This window comes from Micromonospora sp. SD12 (assembly GCF_052068495.1).
Classification (GTDB): domain Bacteria; phylum Actinomycetota; class Actinomycetes; order Mycobacteriales; family Micromonosporaceae; genus Micromonospora; species Micromonospora echinofusca.
On record NZ_JBQHDF010000018.1, the window covers coordinates 114,676 to 135,323 of the forward strand.

The 20,648-nt window shown below is 69.1% G+C and carries 17 protein-coding genes; 8 read left to right on the forward strand and 9 right to left on the reverse strand.

The genetic code is table 11. The features are described 5' to 3' along the window. Positions 1-13: 13 nt before the first annotated feature. Genes ACTMS2_RS25075 through ACTMS2_RS25085 form a run of 3 tightly spaced genes read right to left on the reverse strand, consistent with a single transcriptional unit; the run spans position 14 to position 3,284 of the window. Entirely contained in the window at positions 14-2,404 is a 2,391-nt protein-coding gene (locus ACTMS2_RS25075) for an ATP-binding protein (RefSeq protein ID WP_441177586.1), read from the reverse strand. A 3-nt stretch (positions 2,405-2,407) separates the two neighbouring features. Next, entirely contained in the window at positions 2,408-3,019 is a 612-nt protein-coding gene (locus ACTMS2_RS25080) for a DUF6879 family protein (RefSeq protein WP_441177587.1), read from the reverse strand. Next, positions 3,012-3,284: a hypothetical protein gene (locus ACTMS2_RS25085; protein WP_250100268.1), complete on the reverse strand. Its 273-nt coding sequence runs from the start codon at positions 3,282-3,284 to the stop codon at positions 3,012-3,014. The genes ACTMS2_RS25080 and ACTMS2_RS25085 overlap by 8 nt, the downstream gene beginning before the upstream one ends. A gap of 125 nt (positions 3,285-3,409) precedes the next feature. Between ACTMS2_RS25085 and ACTMS2_RS25090 the strand changes: the two genes are divergently transcribed. The 5 genes from ACTMS2_RS25090 to ACTMS2_RS25110 all read left to right on the forward strand — a co-directional run bounded on the left by ACTMS2_RS25090 (position 3,410) and on the right by ACTMS2_RS25110 (position 16,157). Then, positions 3,410-3,787, forward strand: a complete 378-nt coding sequence (locus ACTMS2_RS25090) for a hypothetical protein (protein ID WP_441177588.1) — start codon at positions 3,410-3,412, stop codon at positions 3,785-3,787. A 248-nt stretch (positions 3,788-4,035) separates the two neighbouring features. Then, entirely contained in the window at positions 4,036-6,108 is a 2,073-nt protein-coding gene (locus ACTMS2_RS25095) for a GmrSD restriction endonuclease domain-containing protein (protein ID WP_441177589.1), read from the forward strand. Between the two features lie 166 nt (positions 6,109-6,274). Beyond that, positions 6,275-12,703, forward strand: coding sequence for a DEAD/DEAH box helicase (locus tag ACTMS2_RS25100; RefSeq protein WP_441177590.1), 6,429 nt, complete (start codon positions 6,275-6,277; stop codon positions 12,701-12,703). Continuing rightward, positions 12,700-14,880 carry a UvrD-helicase domain-containing protein gene (locus tag ACTMS2_RS25105; RefSeq protein ID WP_441177592.1) on the forward strand — a complete coding sequence of 727 codons (2,181 nt, stop codon included), beginning with the start codon at positions 12,700-12,702 and terminating at the stop codon, positions 14,878-14,880. Before ACTMS2_RS25100 ends, ACTMS2_RS25105 begins: the two co-directional genes overlap by 4 nt. A gap of 50 nt (positions 14,881-14,930) precedes the next feature. After that, positions 14,931-16,157 (forward strand): serine/threonine-protein kinase, encoded by a 1,227-nt coding sequence (locus ACTMS2_RS25110; RefSeq protein WP_441177593.1) that lies wholly within the window; start codon positions 14,931-14,933, stop codon positions 16,155-16,157. 22 nt (positions 16,158-16,179) lie between these two features. On the opposite strand, the gene ACTMS2_RS25115 is transcribed toward ACTMS2_RS25110, so the two are convergent. Together ACTMS2_RS25115 and ACTMS2_RS25120 are read right to left on the reverse strand one after the other, a co-directional pair. Beyond that, complete coding sequence (locus tag ACTMS2_RS25115) at positions 16,180-16,395, reverse strand: DUF397 domain-containing protein (RefSeq protein ID WP_441177594.1); 216 nt, start codon at positions 16,393-16,395, stop codon at positions 16,180-16,182. Beyond that, positions 16,388-16,990, reverse strand: a complete 603-nt coding sequence (locus ACTMS2_RS25120) for a DUF5753 domain-containing protein (RefSeq protein ID WP_441177595.1) — start codon at positions 16,988-16,990, stop codon at positions 16,388-16,390. The genes ACTMS2_RS25115 and ACTMS2_RS25120 overlap by 8 nt, the downstream gene beginning before the upstream one ends. Before the next feature lie 133 nt (positions 16,991-17,123). Here ACTMS2_RS25120 and ACTMS2_RS25125 point away from each other — a divergent pair, with 133 nt between their 5' ends. After that, positions 17,124-17,411, forward strand: coding sequence for a DivIVA domain-containing protein (locus tag ACTMS2_RS25125; protein ID WP_350822760.1), 288 nt, complete (start codon positions 17,124-17,126; stop codon positions 17,409-17,411). Continuing rightward, positions 17,408-17,659, forward strand: coding sequence for a hypothetical protein (locus tag ACTMS2_RS25130; RefSeq protein WP_101409735.1), 252 nt, complete (start codon positions 17,408-17,410; stop codon positions 17,657-17,659). Before ACTMS2_RS25125 ends, ACTMS2_RS25130 begins: the two co-directional genes overlap by 4 nt. 92 nt (positions 17,660-17,751) lie before the next feature. Here ACTMS2_RS25130 and ACTMS2_RS25135 read toward each other — a convergent pair whose 3' ends face one another. From ACTMS2_RS25135 to ACTMS2_RS25150, 4 genes are read right to left on the reverse strand one after another with little or no spacing between them, the layout of a single operon-like run. Next, positions 17,752-18,036 carry a hypothetical protein gene (locus tag ACTMS2_RS25135; RefSeq protein ID WP_441177596.1) on the reverse strand — a complete coding sequence of 95 codons (285 nt, stop codon included), beginning with the start codon at positions 18,034-18,036 and terminating at the stop codon, positions 17,752-17,754. After that, the gene (locus tag ACTMS2_RS25140) at positions 18,036-19,181 is read right to left on the reverse strand and encodes a WXG100 family type VII secretion target (RefSeq protein ID WP_441177598.1); all 1,146 of its coding nucleotides are present in this window, start codon (positions 19,179-19,181) and stop codon (positions 18,036-18,038) included. Before ACTMS2_RS25140 ends, ACTMS2_RS25135 begins: the two co-directional genes overlap by 1 nt. Beyond that, positions 19,178-19,498 carry a type VII secretion target gene (locus ACTMS2_RS25145; RefSeq protein ID WP_441177599.1) on the reverse strand — a complete coding sequence of 107 codons (321 nt, stop codon included), beginning with the start codon at positions 19,496-19,498 and terminating at the stop codon, positions 19,178-19,180. The genes ACTMS2_RS25140 and ACTMS2_RS25145 overlap by 4 nt, the downstream gene beginning before the upstream one ends. Further along, the gene (locus tag ACTMS2_RS25150; RefSeq protein WP_441177600.1) at positions 19,485-19,886 is read right to left on the reverse strand and encodes a YbaB/EbfC family nucleoid-associated protein; all 402 of its coding nucleotides are present in this window, start codon (positions 19,884-19,886) and stop codon (positions 19,485-19,487) included. Before ACTMS2_RS25150 ends, ACTMS2_RS25145 begins: the two co-directional genes overlap by 14 nt. 162 nt (positions 19,887-20,048) lie before the next feature. Between ACTMS2_RS25150 and ACTMS2_RS25155 the strand changes: the two genes are divergently transcribed. Then, positions 20,049-20,495 carry a hypothetical protein gene (locus ACTMS2_RS25155; protein ID WP_441177601.1) on the forward strand — a complete coding sequence of 149 codons (447 nt, stop codon included), beginning with the start codon at positions 20,049-20,051 and terminating at the stop codon, positions 20,493-20,495. The last annotated feature ends 153 nt before the right edge of the window (positions 20,496-20,648 follow it).

Genomic DNA, 20,648 nt, shown 5'->3' on the forward strand with positions numbered 1-20,648 from the left:
TGACGGCCAATGTTCAGCTGGCGGCGCCTCGGCGGGCCGCCGCGATGCGCTGGCGTAGCCGTACCGCCCGAGCGTCAGGGAACGCGGACAGCAGGTCGACCGCCTCCTGCCGATGGCGCTCCGCCTCCTCGGTGTGCCCGGTCTCGGCCAGTGCAGTCGCCAGGTGGTCCAGGGCCAGCGCGAGCTGCCAGCCGTCACCGAGTTGCCGGTGGACCGCGGCGGCCCGCCGGTGGAAGGCAACCGACTCCTCCGGCCGCCCCAACCCCCGGTACGCCTCGCCGGTCTCGTCCAGCGCCATCGCCTCCCGGCTGCGGTCACCCAGCCGGCGTTGGACCGTGGCCGCCCGGTGCGCCGCCTCCAGCGCTGCGTCCGGCCGGCCCAGGACGCGCTGCACGCGGGCGTACTCGACCAGCCAGTGCGCCAACCACACCGGGCTACCATCCTCGGCGATGGCGAGCGCCGCCTCGATCGCGGCCAGCGCCTCGTCGGTACGGCCGAGCTCGCGCAGTGTCATGCTGAGGAAGAACAGCGAGTTGCCCTCCTGCCCCCGGTCGTCGATGGCCCGTTGCACCGCCAACGCCTGCTTCAGCAGCGGCACCGCCTCGGCCAGGTCACCCAACTCGTACCGGGTCTCCGCGAGATTGCTCAACAGCAGCGCCCGCCACCGCCGGTCATCGCGACGGGTGAAGATCGCCAGGCTCTCGCCGAAGTACCCGAGCGCATCGGCGAGCCGCCGATGCCGCAGGGCCAGCAGCCCCAGTGCGTTGATCGACACCCCCGTGCCATGCTCGTCGCCGATCTCCCGTCGGATCGCCAGGGCAGCCTGGTGGTGCTCCGCTGCCTCCACCAATTGGCGAGCCTGGAAGTGCGCCTTCCCGAGACTCTCCAGCGCCTCGGCTTCCGCCCGCCGATCGCCGAGCGACCGCGCCGCTGCCAGACCGATCCGGCCGGTGGCGAACCATGCGTCGAAGACGTTGCGGTGCATGAAGACGCTGCGCAGCAGGACCGCCAGGTGCCAGGCCACCCGGGGCGAGCCGGTCTCGGCGGCGGCGCGGGTGGCGGCGACGAGATTGTCCTGCTCGACCGTGAACCAGGCGTCGGCCTCGCCGGCGGTGACGAAAGTCAGCGGTGTGAGGTCGGGTGGTGGGTCCAGCGGGACCGTCCGGTAGAACGGCAGGGTACGGCCCAGCGCGGCGTCTGCCGTGTGCAGGTAGAAGCGGACGACCCGGCTCAGCGCCGCCCGGCGGCTCTCCTCACCTTCCAGATGCCTCGCCTGATCCACCGCGTACGCGCGCAACAGGTCGTGCAGTTGGTAGCGGCCTGGCGCACTCTCCTCCAGCAGGTGGGCGCGCACCAACGCGTCGAGTGGCTGCCGGACCTGCCCGACCGGCACGCCGGCGAGCGCGGCGGCGGCCGGCACGCCGACATCCGGGCCGGGATGCAGGCCGAGCAGCCGGAACAGCCGGGCCGCCGAGGCGTCCAGCGCCCGATAGGACCAGGCGAAGACCGTGCGTACGGCGTCGGCCTCCTCGCCCTCCTCTGCGGTGAGGGCGTCCCAGAGCGCCGACTCGTCCCGCAGGTCCTGGATCAGCTCGCTCAGCGGCATGAACGGTCGGCTTGCCGCCCGTTCGGCCGCGATGCGCAGCGCCAGCGGCAGCCGCGCGCACAGCCGGGCCAGTTCGGCCAACTCCTGCGGATCGTCGCCGGTGCGGTAGTCCGCGGTCACGTCCCGCAGCAGCGTCACCGCATCGTCCTCGGACAACATCCGCAGCGTCAGGCGGCGGCCACCGTCGCGGCTGACGAGACCGGACAGCATGCTCCGGCTGGTGACGATTACCAGGCAACTGCTTGTGCCCGGCAGCAGCGGACGTACCTGCCGGACGGTGGCGGCGTTGTCCAGCAGCACCAGGACCCGCCGGTCGGCCAGCCGGGAGCGGTACAGCGCAGCGCGATCCTCCAGATCGGCGGGGACTGCGGACGGCGGCACGCCGAGCGACCGCAGGAACCGGTCGAGCACCTGCTCCGGCCGGCTGGGCTGCCCCGGGTCGTAGCCTCGGAGGTTCGCGTGCAGCTGCCCGTCGGGAAACCGCTCGCGTACGGCGTGCGCCCACCGCAGAGCCAGCGCGGTCTTGCCCACGCCGGCCGTGCCGCAGATGACGATGAGGGTGGCGCGGACGGCCTCGTCGACGAGAAGGCGGTTCAGCGAGCCCAGCTCCTCGACCCGGTTGACGAAGCCGTGTACGTCACCGGGCAGCTGGCGGGGCGGCGGATGGGCGCGGGAGGGGCCTCCGGAGTGGAAGTGGACCCCGCCGTACACGTCGCGGGCCTGCACGAGGTCGGCGGATCCGGACACCGTGGACCGGTTGACCTGCTCCGGTTGGCGGTCGTCGTCGCTGCCGACCATCGGTCAGTCCAGCTGCGGAGGCTCCAGTGGTGCCACCGCGCGCGCGAAGTACTCGTCCAGGGGTTCGCCATCGTGGTAGAGCGACTCGATGAACTCCTGACACCCGGCCACCACCGCCGGGTCGCGCCAGCGCCGGGCGGCTTCCAGCACGCCGTTGGCGTCGTAGACCGCCTCGTACATCACGTCGGTGCCGAGGGTGTATATCTCCGGCAGCGGCCCGTCCATCTCCGCTCCGGCGATCCGGTCCGGCCCCACGACCCGGGTCAGGCCGCCGTACACGTGCCGCAACCGCAGCACGTGCAGCTCCCACTGCAGGTACGGAGTAAGCGGCTCCTGGACCACGCGTACGCGCCGCGTGGCGAACCCGCTGTCGGCGATGCGGCGGTAGTAGTCCTCGAACTCGGGACGTCGCGCTTCCAGGATCCGCAGCGAGTCCTGCCACCGGCCGCCGGCGAACGCCTGCCAGCCCTCGTCGTTCGGCTCCTGGAACGTCTGCTGCCGTTCCAGCTTCCAGAACCCTGGCGGCCCGGTCTTCCAGAACCGCTGCTCGAAATCGGCCCAGTAGGCGTCGAGGGCCAGCAGTTCACCAGGGTCTCCGCCGAGGAGTTCACGCATCAGGGATGTCCACCTTCGCCGCGATCATGGTCGATCGAGGGATGATGATAAGCCGTTCGCCGGGGTCGACGGAGACTCCGTCGGGAAGCTGATCTCGGTAGCTGTCGGTCAGATCCTGCCCGATCACCGCCACATCGCCGTTGCTGAGCTCCCAGATGTCGGGGCAACTGCCGTCTCCGGAGGTGTTGCCCAGCTCGTGCGACGACTTGCCCCAACGGCGACTGAGCTGGGCGGAGGGGTCCGCTTCCCACCGGCGTGCGCTCACGACGACCTCCCGCAAAGTGGTGGCGTAGATGCGGATAGTAACATTGAGCTAGCTGGATCGATGCGAATCCGGTCGGATGCCGACCGTCGTGGCGAAACTGGAGGTGCGTAGTGGACGACCCGCTCATGCTCACGGCGGCGACGACGCTTGTCGCCTGGGCGACCACCAATCTCGCCGAGGGCGCCCGGTCGGCCGTGACCGACCTGACCGAGTTCCTCCGGCGTCGCTTTCGCGGCGAGGCCGCCGTGCAGGAACTGGTCGACGTCGGCCGGCACCCACCCGCACCGGACACCGCTCGTCGTCTCGCCACCCTCCTTGAGCAGGAGGCGGAGCGCGACCCCGCCTTCGATGCGGAGTTCCGCGCCCGCTACGCCCAGGTCCGGGCCGTCGTCGCGAACCACGCGGGCGACGTGACGAACACCGTGTCCGGCGATGTCGCCGGACCCGTCGTGCAGGCCCGCGACGTCCACGGAGGCATCTCCTTCGGCAGCAGCCACACCTGACGGCGTGCGGCGCGACACCTGTCCATTACCGCCGAGTCACGCCACCGCCGGGGGTCGACGCCATCACCGCTCGTGGCGAGTCGGACGACGAGGACCGTTCGGTCGCGCCAGCCGACAGCACTCCCTCGTCGCGCCGGTCGATTGGCCAGTATTCGTACGGTCTCGTTGACACCGTCTGCAATGGACGGTAGCAGTATGGGCACGGCTTCCGTGCTGGCGCGGCCGAGCTGCATCCTGGGGGAGATCACTTGAAGGCGAACGAGACGACCGTCCGTAACCTACTGCAAGGTGAGAAGCAGTACGTCGTTCCGCTCTATCAGCGCCGCTACAGCTGGAAGCGAAGGGATCTCGCGCAGGTCTGGGCTGACGTCATGCGGGTGACGGAGGTGAATGACAACGTCACGCATTTCCTCGGCTCAGTGGTCCTCGCGCCTAGTCCGGCCAATACGCCGACCGGCGTGCAGAGCTGGCTCGTCGTCGACGGCCAACAGCGGCTGACTACACTCAGTATCCTTCTGTGTGCGATCCGGGATCATGTTCGGGAGTCTGATGCACAGCTGGCAGCCAAGATCGACGATATGTACCTATTCAACAAATATGCGTCGGGAATGGAGCGGTACACGCTCTTACCTACGAAGGCCGACCGAGCCGCGTGGCTGGCCCTCGTGGAAAGAGATCCTGGTGCCGGTGGTGAGGACCGGATCGGAGAGGCATATCGCTTTTTCCGAGCGGCGCTCGTTCAGGCCGATGATTCGGACGATGACCATGATCTGATTCGGATCGAACAGGCGGTAGCGGCGAGGCTAAGCCTCGTGGAAATCGCGGCGCATCCAGACGACAACGTTCACCGCATCTTCGAGTCCCTGAACTACACCGGTCAGCCGCTCACTCAGGCGGACCTGCTGCGCAACTACCTTTTCATGCGTCTACCCGCTCGAGGTGATCACGTATACGAACGGCACTGGCTGCCGCTTCAGGAGTTGCTTACGGATAAGCAGCTTGAGGAGCTGGTCTGGCTGGATCTGGTGCTCCGTGGCGACGATCGTGCCACCCAGGAGGCGATCTACCAATCGCAGCAGCTGCGACTCGGCCAATTGTCCGGTGAGGCTGCGATTGAAGAGTGGATCATCGATCTTCACCACAAGGCTCGCCTGTTCCGCAAGATTCTGGCGCCGGGCGAGGTCGCCGATCCGATCCTGCGGCGTGCCTTGGACCGGCTTGACCGGTGGGGTGCGGCCGTGGTTCACCCCATCGCACTCTACGTCCTGCTCGCGCACGAGGCGGGCCGCCTCAGTTCGGTCGAAGCCGCTGATGCGCTACGGGTCGTCGAGAGCTATCTGGTCCGTCGCATGATCGCGGGTATCGCCAGTGCAAATACCAACCGGATTCTGATGTCGCTCGTCAAGGACTTGGGAGAACAGGTCCCCTCCGCAAAGGCGATCACGCGGGCGCTGTCGGGGGTTCGGAAGAAGTTCCCCACCGACCAGTACATCCGGGACGCCGTGCTCGTGAACAGCTTCTACTGGCTAGGCCGCGGTCCGCAGCGCAGCTACGTGTTGCGCTGCATCGAGGAAGACTTCGAGCACAAGGAGCCTATCAACTTCGATACCGCGAAGGTCACCATCGAACACGTGTTGCCGCAGTCCCTGACGGACGAGTGGCGGGAGATGTTGGCTCCCGACCTGGAGGCCGACGAGACTGCGGAGGAACTACACAGCTCTCTGGTACACACTCTCGGGAATCTCAGCCTGACCGCGTACAACCCCAAGCTGGCCAACGATGGTTTCGAGGCCAAGAAGAAGATCCTTCGTGACAGCGGACTCGCGATGAACCGTGAGATCGCTGACTCGCCCCGGTGGGGGCGAACGGAGATCCTCGCGCGAGGCCGAGCCCTCGCGGACCGTGTCCTGCTCATCTGGCCGGGCCCCGACGAATCGGCCGCGGTGACCCCACCCAGTCCACGGTGGTCCCTCATGAACCAGGCACTCGCCAGCATCCCCGCTGGTCGCTGGACCAGCTACTCGGACATCGCCGAGGTGGTCGGCGTATTCCACCGCGCCGTCGCTGGACGCCTCGCCAGCGTGCAGGTGCCGAACGCCCATCGCGTTCTGAAGATCGACGGTGCGATCTCGGCAGACTTCCGCTGGGTCGACCCCCAACGCCGCGACGACCCACGGACGGTATTGGAGGCCGAGGGTGTGCGCTTCGACCATGCGGGTCGTGCGGCAGCGGACCAACGCATGACTGCCACCGAACTAGCACGTGAGGTCGGTCTCGACACCAGCGAAGACAGGGACGGGGAGGAGCCGGTAGCCGCATGAACAGCCTGCCCGCCAGGATCGGAGGGATCGACGCTTGCGGGCAGGAATGCGGAGACGTCCGCGCCAACTGCTCGCGGTGTCGCGAATCTGACTCATGCGTGCTCCAGGCCCTCGGGCAGCTCAGAGCCGGTCAGGGGGTGCAGTAGCATGCGGCGGTGATCCGCTCATGAGACCGACGATCGCCGCCGACACGCTGCGTCGGACCCTCACCCAGTACCTGACCACCACCTTCGGTCTGACCGAGGACGGCGTACGCCAGGGTCTGGAGGGTTTCCTCTCGCACCCGGAACAGGGCATCTTCCGTGGCCCGTACCTGCGGATCCGCACCCCTTTCCGCCCGGCGGCGGGGAACTGGCGCGCGAGCCTGGACTGGGCGCCGGCGGACTTCACGCCCTACCTGCATCAGGCGAACGCGTTCGCCCGGCTGTCAACGAAGGGCAAGGCGGCCGAGCCGACGCTGATCACCACCGGCACCGGCTCGGGCAAGACGGAGTCGTTCCTGATCCCGGTGCTCGACCACTGCCGGCGGCAGAGGCAGCACGGGAAGGCCGGGGTCAAGGCGATCCTGCTCTACCCGATGAACGCCCTCGCGACCGACCAGACGCAGCGGATCAACGAGCTGCTGTCCGACCCGGCGCTCAGCCAGGTGACCGCCGGTCTCTACATCGGCGACGTCGCGGCCATCGAGTACCCGCACGTCTTCACCAAGCGGTCGGAGATGCGCCGTACCCCTCCGGACATCCTGATCACCAACTACAAGATGCTGGACCTGCTGCTTCAGCGCGCCGACGACCTGCCGCTCTGGGAGGGCGCTGAGCCGGCGTACGTGGTGCTGGACGAGTTCCACACCTACGACGGCGCGCAGGGCACCGACGTGGCGATGCTGCTGCGCCGGCTCGCCGCCGCGCTCGACCTCGACGAGCCGGAGCGGCCTCTCGGGCCGATCTGCCCGGTGGCAACCTCCGCCACGCTCGGTGAGGGCGGTGGCCGGGACGGTCGTACCGCGATCCGTGAGGTCGCCGAGCAGGTCTTCGGCATCCCCTTCGACCCGGGATCGCTGGTGGGGGAGGACCGGTACGAGGCCGGGGAGTTCATCGCCCGCCAGGACTTCAGCCTGCCGCTGCCTACCTCGGAGCAGCTCGCGGCCGTCGACGACCGCGACCCCGAGGCGATGATGGCCGAGGTCGCCGAGTTGGTCGTCGGCGAGCGCTGTCTCGACGCCCCGACGCGCCTTGGTGATCTGCTGCGTCAACATCCGTTGACGAAGGCGGTGCTCGACTCGCTCCAGGCCAGGCCGTGCACCCTCAACGAGATCATCGACGTGCTGCCCCGCAAGAACGCCACCGGCTGGGGCAGCGTGATGAAGACTCCGCCCGAGATCACGGCGAAGGCTCTCGCCCGGTTCGTCGGCCTGCTCTCCGTCGCGCAGAACCCGGAAGTTCCCGGCCGCCCGCTGCTCAACATCGAAACCCACCTGTGGGTACGCGCGGTCTCCCGCCTGCTGCGCGGCACCTGCCACCAGGCCGCATTCGGCTGGTACGGCGAAGCGCCGCGTGAACTGGACCCGTACGCCACCGACGCCGATGTGGTCGTGGCCGACAACCGCTACCCACGGTTGCCGGCCATCTACTGTCGGCACTGCGGCCGCTCCGGCTGGATGGCGTTGTCGCCGGAGAAGGACCCGCAGGAGCTGGAGACCGACCCCGACAAGATCTACCGAGCCAGCGTCGGTCGAGACAAGCGCCGGGTCCGCGCGTTGATCGCCGCGACCGGGGACGAGGTACGCCAGCGCTCCCGTGGCCTGCTGGTTCTGGAGTACGGCCGTCGGGTGCGCCCCTTCGACGAGCAGCGCGACCGCAAGCCCACCGACGACGCGATCGTCGTGCTCGGCGACGTTCTCGACATCGACGGTGCCGAGAAGGACCGCTGCCCGTCCTGCGAGTTGGACCACGGCATCCGCTTCCTCGGCGCCGGCCTGGCGACCCTCGCCTCGGTGGCGATCACGCAGCTCTTCACCGGTGGGGAGCTCGACGAGGCCGAGAAGAAGACGCTGCTCTTCAACGACTCGGTCCAGGACGCCGCACACCGCGCCGGATTCGTCGCCAACCGGTCCTACTCGTTCTCGCTGCGCTCCCTGCTCGCCAGCCGACTGACGTCGGGGGAGTCGATCGGGCTCGACGATCTTTTCGCCAAGATGATAGAGGCGGCGGCGCAGCCGGAGATCCTCTCCACCGTCGTGCCGCCGGACCTGCACGACCAGCCCGGTGTCGACAGCCTGCTCGCTGGTGAGCACAACGGCAGCCGGGAGACCTGGGAGCTGATCAGCGAGCGGCTCGTCTTCGCCACCGTGATGGAGACCGGGCTGCGTTCCCGCCAGGGCCGCACCCTGGAGTTGACCCGCAGCGTCGCCGTCGAGGTAGCCCTCGACGACCCCGCCGGAGCTGCCGCGATCTGCCGGGACGTCCATCTGACCGGGCCCGGCCGCCTCGACGGAGCGCCGCCGGACGACGCCCGCTACCTTGCCTTCCTCCGCGGTTTGCTGGAACGGCTGCGTACCCGCGGTGCCGTTTACCACGAGTGGCTGGTGCCGTACCTGAGGCGCGGTGGCACCCGGTGGCAGGTCTGGGGCGGTCGCCCCGCCGGCATGCCCGCGTTCCCGAAAGGGCTGTCCGCTCCCACGTTCCTGCTCGCGACGCCGAAGTCCCGCTCGGAGTTCGACGTGATCACCGCGCGCGGCAACTGGTACCAGGACTGGACGTCGCGCTGTCTCGGCCTCGACCACGGCGAGGCGGCCGGCTTCCTCACCCGGCTGCTGCCGGCCCTTGCCGCCGCCGACGTGGTCGCCGCCGGTGACACCGAGGACGGCAACACGGTGTACGGGCTGATGCCCGGCCACCTACGGGTGACCCGGCTCGACGACGCGTCCGCTGCGGCGGCCGGAGTCGGCTGCGACACCTGCCACTGGCAGCAGACGGAGCATCCCGACCGAGTTGCCGACTGGATCGGCCAGCCGTGCCGCCAGTACCGCTGCCGAGGCCAACTGCAGGCCGTCCACGACGACACCGCTGCCGACGACTACTACCGGCGGCTCTACCTGGACAGCCCGGTGTTCCGGGTGGTCACCGGCGAACACACCGGCATGCTCACCCGCGCCCAGCGAGAAACGGTGGAGAAGCAGTTCCGCGACGGCGAGCGCTACACCGACCCGAACGTGCTCTCCTGTACGCCCACCCTGGAGATGGGCATCGACATCGGCGCCCTGTCGGCGGTGGTCCTGGCGTCGCTCCCGCATGGCCCGGCCAACTACGTTCAGCGGGCGGGTCGCGCCGGCCGCAAGAGCGGCAACGCGCTGGTGCTGACCCTGGTCGGGCGAACCGAGCGCGACCGCTACTACCTCACCGATCCGCGCGACATGATCGCCGGCCAGATCGTCCCGCCCGGCTGCTTCCTTTCCGCCGTGGAGATCCTGCGCCGCCAGTACCTCGCCCACCTGATTGATCTGGCCGCCCGTGGGCGCCTGGCCGGAGTGTTGCCGATGCCACGGCGGGCGCACGTGCTGTTCGGTCCGACCGGTTGGCTGACTGGCCTCGCCGAGGCTGGTCGTCGCGACGGTAGCCGGCTGGCGGAGGAGTTCCTGACCCTCTTCGGCGACAAGGTCCTGCGGGCCGCCGCCGATCAACTGCGTGAGTTCGCGGTGGACGGCATCGTCCACCGGGTCAAGGAAGCCGACGAGGTCTGGGAGTCTCGGCTGGCCGACCTGCGCCGTCGAATGCAGGAACTCGCCACCGCCCGGGGCACGCTGGTGCCCAGCGACCCGGACCACGCCCGCGAGATCAAGATGCTGAAGGCGGAGGAAGGTGCGGTCCGTCGCCGGCTGCGGGAGGTCAGCGGGGCTGCCGCCCACGGCACCCTGGTCGAGTTCGGTCTGCTGCCGAACTACGCGCTCATCGACAACCGGACCGACCTGGAAGCCACCCTGACCTGGGAGGACAAGGCCGACGGTGACCGGCGGTTCCACAGCGAACTCCGCGAGTACGCGCGCCCTGCCCGCCAGGCGCTCGTCGAGATCGCCCCCGGCAACAGCTACTACGTGCGCGGCTACAAACACGAGATCTCGGGGCTCGACGTCGGTCCGGCGGACCGTCCGGCGTACGAGCAGTGGCGGATCTGCGCCCAGTGCGGCTACGTCCGTACGCACCTGGCGAAGGAGGACACCAGCGCCTGCCCACGTTGTCTGGACCAGGGCATCGCCGATCACGGACGACTGTTCCAGGTCCTCCAGCCGACCCGGGTGCTCAGCCGTGACAAGCGCGACGACGCCCGCATCCGCGACGACAGCGACGATCGGGACCGGCGTTTCTACGCCACCACCGTCGCCGTGGACGTCGACCCGGCCAGGGTCGATTCGTCCTGGCGGCACGCCCATGACACCTTCGGTGTCGACTACAGCCGGCATGCGATGATCCGTCATTTCAACCTGGGTGCCCAGCGCTACGACCGGGCGGCTGAACTCTTCGCCGGCGAGGAGGTGCGGATCAACCGGTTCCACACCTGCACCTCCTGTGGGGGCACCACCGTCGATGGCGTTCCCGCCATGAGCCAACAACTCGCCGCGGAGACCTCCGGGGCGACCGTCGTCAAGGGCGCCGAGCACCACCGGCCGTGGTGTCCCTACCGGCGCTCGCCGGCCGCCCCGGACGCCCATGTCGACCTGATCCTGGCTCACGAACTGGAAACCGAGGCGCTGCGTATCCTGATCCCCGCCGCGACCGCCGTGGTGCAGGAGCGCGTCGCGTCGTTCGCCGCCGCCATCCGCCTCGGTATCGCCGCGCAGTACGGCGGCGACCCCGCGCACCTCCAGGCCGTGTCGGCCACCATGCCGGACGGGCAGAGCGACGGGACGCGCAACTTCGTAGTCGTCTTCGACACTCAGCCGCAGGGCACCGGCTATCTGCACCGCCTCGCCAAGCCGGAGGAGTTCCGCGCGATCCTGGAACTGGCACGGCAGCGGATCGCCGACTGCGTCTGCCGGCACGAAGGTAGGGCGGTGTGTCACCGCTGCCTCCTGCGGCATGCGCGTAACGAGCACTTCGCCCTGATGAGCCGCGACGAGGCGTTGGGCATGCTGGACAAGCTCCTCGACAACTGGGACGTCGAGGAGGGCACCCGTACGGACGAGATCTCGCTGATCCACCAGGTGGAGAGCGAGTTGGAGATGCGTTTCCTCACCAAGCTGCTGGCGCTTGGGGAGACACCCGGCTCGGGCCTGAGAACCGACCGGCGGACCGACCACGACGGTGCCCGCCTCGCCGACCTGCGGTTCGTCCGGGACAACGGTCAGGGCGTCACCCACTGGCAGATGAAGCTGCAGAACACCGTCAGAGGCACTCGTCCCGACGTCCACTTCAAGCGCCTCGACGCCCCGTCGCCCGAGGTGGCTGTATACCTCGACGGATTCAAGTACCACGCCTCGTCCCAGCACAACCGGCTCGCGGACGACGCGGAGAAGCGGGCCCGGCTGCGGGCGCACGGTTATCTGGTCTTCGCCGCCACCTGGGACGACGTCAAGACCTGGGGTAGCGCGGACGGCCTGGGGCAGTGGACCCCGTACGGCGGGGTCAGTAAGCAGGCTGCCCGGGAGAGATATCGGCAGTTCCTCCCCGGCGCCGACCCGGACGAGCTCGAGGAGACCATCTGGGTCAACCCGATCGAGCAGCTGATGCGATTCCTCGCGGATCCCGACCTCACCCGTTGGCAGCGTCGTGCGGAAGCAACCTTGGCAGGCATGCTCAGGCAGGCTCGGGACAATACCGCCACCGACTCCAGCGGGGTGGCAGAGCGGCTGTTGGCTGCACTGCGCGGAGAGCCCTTGCCCAGGCCGACTGCAGGAAAAATCATGATCGCCCGCGCTTGGGACCACGCCGACTGTCCGGTGGCTATGGTCGTCGACGGGCGAAGCAAGCCACTGCCGACGTGGTCGGCGCTGACCGTCCTGGACGACCTGCCGGCTGCCGTGGCCGATGCGGGCCACAAGGAACGCTGGGCCGCGTGGTTGGCCTGGGGCAACGTCATCCAGTTCCTCGGCAATGGTGGCGGTGACGCAGGTCAGCTCGCCGTGTCTACTCTCGACGCCTTCGAGCCGGCCTCGATGGCGGTCACCGAGGGCACCGGTCTTGTGCTGACTCAACGCGCACTGCCGCTCGACGAGGAGACGGCGACGTGGCTCGGCGTCGTGGCGCAGCCGGTGGCCGCCGACCCCGAGACGCTCGACAAGGAGTCGCCGTGGCGGGACGTCCTGCGTTACCTGGATCCGGCCGAAGACACTCTGGACCATCTCGTCCAGCAGCTCGCCCGGCAGGATCTGCCCGCACCGGTCGTCGGCTACGAGTTGGGCGACCAGGGCTGGCAGGCCGAGCTGGCCTGGCCCGACCGGCGGATCGCCATCGTGCTCACCGGCCCCTCCGACGATCCGGAGACGGAGGACCGCGACCGGGCGTACGCGGAGGCGGGCTGGCACGCCCGTACCGCTCAGCAATGGTCGGTTGACGAGTTGGCGGCGGAAATCAGGGCGACGAGCGGGGAGGAACGTCGATGAGCACCGGAGCAACCACCCTGCGGATGCTGGACCGCGCCGACAAGGAGGTCATGAAGCTCACCCGCGCCGACATCGGCGCGGTGTACGAGTTCATGCACAAGTTCCGGCACAACCCGGACAACCCGGGGCTCAACCTCAAGTCGCTCAACGGCGACTCCCGGCTGATGTCCGCGCGGGTGAACAAGGACTACCGTGCGCTGCTGCTGCACATCGCCGAACGCGACTACCTGCTCGTCGCGGTCAAGCACCGCGGCGAGGTGTACGACGACCTCACCCGCTACGCCTACCGGATCAACCGGATCACCGGTGGCATCGAGGTCGTCGACCTGGCGCCAGTCGGCGACAGCATCATCGGCCGGGTGGTCCCGCCCGAAGCCGAGCCGGAGCCCACGCAGAAGCCGCTCTTCGACACGTACACCGACGCGCAGCTCCTGGAGCTCGGCGTGTCCGAGCCGCTGTTGCCCCAGATCCGGAACCTCACCACCGAAGCCGAGCTGCTGGAACTGCTTGACCGGGCGCCGCAGCTCACCACCGACGTGCTCTTCGCGCTCTTCGACGGCACCCCGTACGACGAGGTGCTCCAGCAGGTCACCGACCCGGTCCGCGCCGACGAGCCGGTCGACCCGGAGGACTTCGAAGCCGCCGTGGAGCGGCCCGCCACCCAGGTGACCTCCGACGACGAGGCGCTGCAGGCGATGCTTGGCGAGGCATTCGAGCGGTGGCAGATCTTCCTCCACCCGACGCAGCGGAAGTTGGTGGAGAAGAAGTACAACGGCCCTGCTCGTGTCGGCGGAGGGCCCGGCACCGGAAAGACCATCGTTGCCCTGCACCGGGTGGCGCACCTCGCCCGGCAGCTACCCCCCGGGGCCGACAAGCCCATCCTGCTCACCACCTTCAATCGCAACCTCGCCGCCGATTTGCGGACCCGCCTGATGGCCCTCGGCGGCCAGGAGCTCGTGTCGCGGGTCGACATCGTCAACATCGACCGGCTCGCCAGCCGGGTTGTGGCCGAGGCGAAGGCAGGTGGCAGCCGGCGGGTCGTCGACGACAACAAGGTCCCCGAGCTGTGGGCCGAGTTCCTCGTCGAGACGGGCGAATCCGGCTGGGATGCGGAGTTCCTGTCTGCGGAGTGGACCCAGGTGATTCTCGGCCAGGTGCTCAACTCCCGCACCGACTACTTCAAGGCCCGCCGCCCCAACCGCGGTCGCAGCCTCAACCGAGTCGAACGGGACCAGATCTGGCAGCTGACCGAGCGGTTCACCACCTGGCTCGAGGGCCGTGGTCTCTGGACCTGGCGTCAGGTGGCCCAGCGGGCAGCACGCCTGGAGATGGACCGTGCGGCCGCCGCCGGCGCCACCGGAGAAACATCCGGCGGCTTCCACCGCCCGCGTTACCGCCACGTCGTCGTCGACGAGGCGCAGGATCTCAGCGCCGCCCACTGGAAGATGCTTCGTGCCATGGTCGCTCATGGCCCCGACGACATGTTCCTCACCGGGGACACCCACCAACGCATCTACGACAACCACGTCACGCTGAGCAGCCTCGGCGTCAACATCCGCGGTCGGTCCTCGCGTCTGACCTTGAGCTACCGCACCACCCGGCAGATCCTTGCCGACGCGTTGCAGATCATGACCGGTGAGGTCTACGACGACCTCGACGGTGGCGAGGAGGACCTGGCCGGCTACCGCTCGCTGCTGCGGGGCGGCCGGCCGACCTTTCGTGGGACGGCGACCTGGGCGCAGGAGCGGGACATGATCGTCGACCAGCTGGCGACATGGGGAAACCCGACGAACGGCTCGGTCGCGATCTGTGTGCCCACCAAGGAGTTGGCCGGCGACGTGATCGCGCGTCTGCAGGCGGAGGGCCTGCCGGCCGTGGAAATCGGACCGGACGGGCCGAGGCAGCCGGATGGCATCCACGTCGGGACGATGCACCGGTTCAAGGGGCTGGAGTACCAGCGCATGATCATCGCTGGTGTGTCGGATGGGCTTGTGCCGCGTCAGATGATCAGCCGTTACCGGGACAGCGACCCCAAGCGTTACCAGCGCGAGCGCCAACGGGACCGGTCGCTGCTCTTCGTCGCCGCGACCCGCCCCCGGGACGAGCTGGTCGTGTTCTGGCACTGGACGCCAAGCCCGTTCCTCACCAGCCGGCTGGTTCAGCGACAGCTGACGTGACTGCCCGGCCTCCGCTGTAGCGGGGGTCGGTATGACGTATTGGGGGCGACGTGCAGGCGCGGGACCGTATCGGTGACCGGTACGAGCTGACATACCCGATCGGACGCGGCGGAATGGGCCAGGTCTGGGCGGGCTACGACGAGCGGCTCGACCGGCCGGTGGCCGTCAAGTTCCTGCGTCAGATGGAGGTACCGGAGGGTGAACGCGCTACTGCCGTGAAGCGGTTCCGGCGAGAGGCACGTGTCACGGCGCGGCTCGACCATCCCGGCGTACCCGTCATCCACGACCTGGGCGAGCACGGCGAAGACCTGTACATCGTCATGCAGCTCATCCGGGGCTGTGTGCTGGCCGACCACATCGCCGAGCAGGAGCAGCTCGCCGTGGGCGAGGCGGCTTCAATCGCCGCCCAGATCAGTTCCGTGCTCGCCACCGCTCACGCTGCCTCCTTGGTGCACCGCGACCTCAAACCGCAGAACCTGATCATCACGCCCTCGGGGGCGGTCAAGGTCTTGGACTTTGGTGTCGCCGCCCTACTCGGTCCTGCGGAGGCGTCCCGCTTGACCGCCACCGGTCACACGCTGGGGACGCCGGCCTACATCGCGCCGGAGCAAGCCGCAGGTGATGCCGTCGGTCCTGGTGCGGACCTGTACGCGCTCGGATGCATCCTCTTCGAGATGCTTGCCGGAAGCCCACCGTACGAAGCCACGAATGCGCCGGACCTGCTGCGCCGGCACCTCCGGTCCCCGATTCCCATCGTCAGCGAGTACCGGCCCGATGTGCCAGATGATCTGGCGCACCTGATCTACTGTCTGCTCGGCAAGAAGCCGACCGACCGCCCCACAACAGCAGTCGAGGTGGGACGGCTCCTCGCGCCGTTCCTCGACGACAGGCCAGCCGCTGTCGGTAGGGCGGGTCGAACGGATACTCCGGTTTCCATGTGGCCAGGCCCGATGCTGACGCCGAGCAGCCACCACGATTTGACGGCGTCGCACGACCGGGCACGGGAGTTGGCCGAAGAGGAACGCTTCATGCAGGCCGTCGAGGTCCTGGAGCGCATACTCATGTCGGCACGCGACACTCGCGGAGCGGACGACCCACAGGTTCTGGCGGTCCGGATCGACCTCGCCGATCTCCGTTTCCTCGCCGGGGACTATCGGATGGCTCGGGACGATTTCGAGGCACTGGCAAGCCATCTGGAGAAGTCAGGCGGCGATCAGAGTCTCGCTCAGCAGTGCCGCGAGCAGGCGCAGGCATGTCAGAGGGAGCTCGCCGAATAGCGATTGCGCGCGACGCCGTACTTCAGCCGCAGTCCACGGGTGCGGCAGGTCCGCCCACCACTGCTGAAATGAAGGCCGACCACACGGCGGGCTGGTAGATGAGGACGGGACCGGCCTGGTCCTTCGAGTCGCGAACGGCGACGACGCCCGGCAGGTTGGTGGCGACCTCGACGCAGTTGCCACCGTTGCCGCCGCTGCGAGTGCTCTTGCGCCAGACGGCGCCGGTCAGGTCAGTCATGCCGCAACTCCCCGATGATCGTTTTGATCATGTCGGTCGATTGTGCCTCATCGAGGGCGAGCGAATCGAGGCTCTTCCAGACGGCCCGGTAGGCGGCCAACTCGTCGGGCTTGTCGAGGTAGAGCGCTCCGGTCAGGGACTCGCTGTAGGCGACTGACGGCTCAGGCGCAGCCCGACCGCCTCTCGTTGCGGGGAAGTCGAGGATGACGAAGGAGCCGGCGACCGCGCCGGAGTGCGGTCCGGCGGCGAAGGGCAGCACCCGCACGCTGACGTTGGGCAGGTTGGCGACCTCCAGGAGCTGACCGAGCTGCCCGATCATCACGCCGCGACCACCGACGGCGCGGCGAAGTACCGCCTCCGACAGGATCGCATCGAGCTGCGGCGGCTGGGGGAGCCGTCGAGTGAGCAGGCCTTGGCGTTGCCGCCGCACCTCGACGGCCCGTTCGCGCTCCTCCTCGCTGAGCGAAGGGCGGTCGAGTCGGGCGAGTCCGAGGGCGTACTGGCGAGTCTGAAGCAGTCCGGGGATCAGTGTCTCCTCGTACTGACGGAGGTGGGCGGCGGCGGATTCCTGGAACGTTGCCTTGACGCTGCGCACCGTCACAGGATGACCACAGGCCCTGGTGTCGTACCGCTGATCGAAGCTGCGGCGGCAGGGCGGGGTGGCCCGTGCGCGCGGGGAGGGCGGACGGGCCACCCCTTCCAGTCCACGAGGGAGAGGCAGGCGGCAGATGAGCGTCCGCAACCAGCGACCGGGAGCGACCTACCGCTCGTCGGCGTACACCAGTCTGTTGCCATGGCAGGTGCGCGAGCGCCGCTTCAGGTCGGTCGGGCTCGGACGCCGCGGCCTGGAACCGGCCGACGTCTACGACTTCCTCGACCGCGTCGCCGGCGACATGGCCAACGTCTACGCCGCCCTGGCCGCCAGCCGCCGGGAGACCGCCGTCATCAAGGACGCGCTGCGCCGCTGGCAGTCCGAGCAGGCCCGCGCCCGCGCCGACCGGGCAAACCAGGCATGACCCAGCGGTACGTCGTCCACCTGCCCGTCGCCGCCGCCGACCTGCCAGCCGCGCAGCGGCTGGCCCGGGTGATCAGCCGCTGGCTGCTGGTGCTGCCGCAGACCGACCCGGGGGAGATCACCGTTTCGGAAGAGGACAACCAGCACGTGCGTCACCGGGTCTTCTGTGATCTGCGGATGCCCGGCGGCCGGCGCTGCCTGCTCCGTGCCGACCACGACGGCGCCTGCTCCCGCCGCCTACCCCGGTGAGGCCAATAGACCAGCGTCCGGTGAAGTGCCGCCCCGGTCACTCGCTGACCCGTGTTGTGAGCGTCGTCGGGGTTCGCCCTGAGCCGAAACCGCTAGCTGACCACGCGGTAGTTGGGGACGGTTGGTCGACGTGTCTCCGGTGCATCAGCGAGGGAGCGCGCCACGATCCCAGCTGGGACCGGCACCCGCGAGAGATGAATACCTTCCAGGCAGGCGTCACACCAGAAGGATGCATAGCCGTACCCGGACCCGGACGGCCCGGTGAAAACAAGCCGCAGAGCTTGACGGCGGCAGTTCGGGCACGGCTGGTCCGACGCGGCGGGCAGGGCTCGGTAGACGATGTCGTAGGCGTCGAGCCACTGCTCAAAGGTGGCCATCAGTTGGTTTCCTCCGGCCTCACCGGGTGGCTGTTCCACCACTGCTCTTCGTGAGCATAGGCGCGATCCTCGAAAGCCTCGAAGTCGTGCTCTCTGGTGGGGTAGGGGCGGCCCTCTCGAAGCTCCGAGACGTGGAAGCGCTCGTGGGCAAGCGTGCGCGCGAGGTCCTCTTCGCTGCGGAAGGCCTCCCGGCAGAGCATTACCGAGAGATCCGCGCGGGTGACTCCGCAGAGACCCGAGAGGCGGTTGTTGATCGTCAGCCGTACGCCGGACAGGTTGATGCCGTACTTCGCGGCGATGGCGTGCACTGACTCCATCGTCATGGGCATTCGCGGCCCGGACCCTCTCCGACGTACCCGATTGAGGGCGTCTGGTTCGGCCCCCGACCGTCCAAGTCGGCTCAGCGCGTGCTTCAGCTTCTCGATCAGGTCGCCGAGCCGCCGGATCAGCGGCATCAGCCGCCGCAGGCTCGCCAGCAGCCCCCGCAGCAGCCGCGCGATCCGCGCCGCCCACGACGCCACCAACGTCGTCACCTGCTCCAGAACCAGCGGCGCGGCGAGCCCGCCGGTGACGACCAGTTCGCCCGCGTACACGATGAGCCGGGAGACGCAGGTGGCGATGGCGTCGCGGACCAGCAGCCGGACGGCGGCGACCAGGCCGGCGGCTCCTTCGGTGATGGCGGCGAGGGTGTCGGCGCCCTGGGCCAGCCCGCCGATGGCCTGCTGCTGCTCGGCGGCCCAGGCGCGGTAGGCGGGGCCAGCGCCGCCACCCCAGCTTGCGACGTCGGTGCGGACGGCGGCGGCCAGGTCGGCGGCCTCCCTGCGCAGCGACGCGGCGACGTTGCGCCAGGTCTGGGCGTGGGCGGTGATCTGCGCCGGGTCGCCCGCGAGCCAGTCCAGTGCCTCGCTGAGCGGCTTGACGTGTTCGATCAGCCAGGCGATGCCGTACTGGAGCAGCGCGCCGACCGGGTCGGAGACGAAGGCGAGGGCGTCCAGGCCGGCGCTGACGACGCCGAGGGTGCCGTCGATCCAGCTGCCATTGCGGACGCCCTGGGCGATGAGTTCGATGTCCTCGCAGATCCAGATGCCGGCCCAGGCGCTGGGCGGGGCCTCGGCGGCCGTGGCGACGAGCGGATTGGTGGTCACCGGCTATTCCGTATCCGTTGCAACGACTGCTCGGACCGGGCGTCGGAGGCACGGTAGCGGTCGGCGCCGGTCCGCAGTCTGTCGGCCGTGTCGCGCACCGAGCCGGCCGCGGTGCCGATGCCCTGGACCAGGGTCTGCTGGAGGCCGTCGAGCAGCATCGGCATGACCGCGCAGAGCCGCCCATACGCCTCGGTGCCCAACCGGACGTGCTGGCCGGCCTGGCGGGCGGTGTCGAGACTGTTGGCGCGGCGGTCGAGGCGTGCGGCGTGGCGGATCAGGCCGTCGGGGTCGACCTGGATGCCGTCATCGCCGGGCATCCGGCGTGCCTCGGTCGGGATCCAGCCGACGGCGGTACGACTCGACCAGCGCCGCTGCTGTCGGATCCTCGGCACCGAGGATGCCCGTGGTCGCCTCGGTGATCCTGCTCAGGAGGTCGGTGTGGGCGGCCCGGGTGGTGTCCAGGATCTGCCGGGCGGTGTGCGCCGCGGAGTGTTGTCGGGTGCGTTCGTCCAGCCGCAGGTCGACCAGCAGGCCCGACGAGTCGACGGTGACCTGGACCGTCCGATCGGGACTGGTCGCCGTGCCGCGCGTCGCCTGCACCTGCGAAGCCAGCTCCTTGGCCCGGGCCGCGCGGGTCGCGATGGACGCTTCCCAGTCGTCGAGCCGACGGGTGGCCTCGTCCAGCGCGGCTTCGTCCGCCCACATGCCTGACCCTCCCCAGGGCATCGACGCCGACCGGCCGGTGTCGCGGTCACGTTATCAACCGGTGGCGCTGCGTGGTGTGCCGCGACCACGACGGCGAGTGCTCCCGCTGCCTCCGCCGGTGACGCTCCCACGGGACGGCTGTCGGCTTCTGTCAATCTGACGGTGCGGCTGGCTTTCCCGCACCGGTCCCCGGCGGCGGACGAGAGCCTGCTCTCGGGCTTGGACGAGGTGCTGGCCGTCGCCGGTCGTGCCCGGCCGCTGTCCCGGCGGCAACTGGGCGACCTGCGGCACCTGCGCCGGTGTGGCATCGGTGACGCGCCGGACGGGGAGTGCGTGGGGCGGGCGTACTCCGTCGATCGCGACGGCGGCCAGGCAGCCGGGAGGACCCGTCGCCTGAGCGCCGCGCTGCTCGTCGGCGCGCTGGACGGCCGTGAGGTGGGCATCTCGCTCGACATGGCGATGGACGGCTGGTGCTGCTTCCACCCGACGCTGCGTGCCCTGCTCGGCAGCGACGAGCTGGACGACCGCGTCCGCACCTGGCGAGTTGCCCTGCTGCGCAACTGGACGCACTGCAACGGCAGTGACACGGTGTGTTCCGAGGACAACTAATTTGCTAGCATCAATATCCCGTCGGCGTGGAACGGAGTTTGCCGTGTACCGTCGTGCTCGTGCCCTGCTTGCTGCCCTAAGGCGTGTTTCGTAAGAGATTGTCTCACGTGGCAAGTCTCGCGAGCTTCTTGGAGCAGGTCAGGGCGGTGGCCG